Source organism: Neisseria sp. P0021.S007 (genome assembly GCF_051956855.1).
The window spans coordinates 1-500 of sequence record NZ_JBQCXA010001313.1 but is presented as its reverse complement, the minus strand read 5'-3'; the positions used below and the strand labels follow the sequence as shown (position 1 = coordinate 500).

1 protein-coding gene is annotated in these 500 nt (G+C 54.0%); it reads right to left on the bottom strand.

The window, feature by feature from the left end; all coding sequences use genetic code 11:
• Positions 1–500, bottom strand: a 500-nt coding sequence (locus ACTHUR_RS18915; RefSeq protein WP_440400319.1) for a succinate--CoA ligase subunit alpha, incomplete at both ends; no start/stop codon positions are given.

Sequence of the window (500 nt, the reverse complement as noted above, 5' to 3'; positions counted from 1 at the left end):
TCGATTTGGTGCATGCCAGGAATCGGGTCGCCGCCGATACCGATACAGGTTGATTGACCCAAGCCCAGTTTGGTGGTTTGTGCCACGGCTTCGTAAGTCAATGTACCGGAACGGGAAATGATGCCGATGCGGCCCGGAGTGTGAATGTGGCCCGGCATAATACCGATTTTGCACTCACCCGGAGTAATCACGCCCGGGCAGTTTGGGCCGACCAAGCGGGTGCCGTTGCCGTTGGTTTCCAAGTAACGTTTGGCTTTGAGCATGTCCAAAGTAGGCACGCCTTCGGTAATCACAACGACCAAGCCTACGCCTGAATCAACGGCTTCAACGATAGAATCCAAAACAAACGGAGCTGGAACGTAAATTACAGATGCGTCAGCGCCGGTTTCTTTAACGGCTTCTTTCATGGTGTTGAATACAGGCAGGTTCAGGTGGGTTTGACCGCCTTTGCCCGGGGTAACGCCGCCGACAACTTTAGTGCCGTAAGCCAGAGCTTGTTC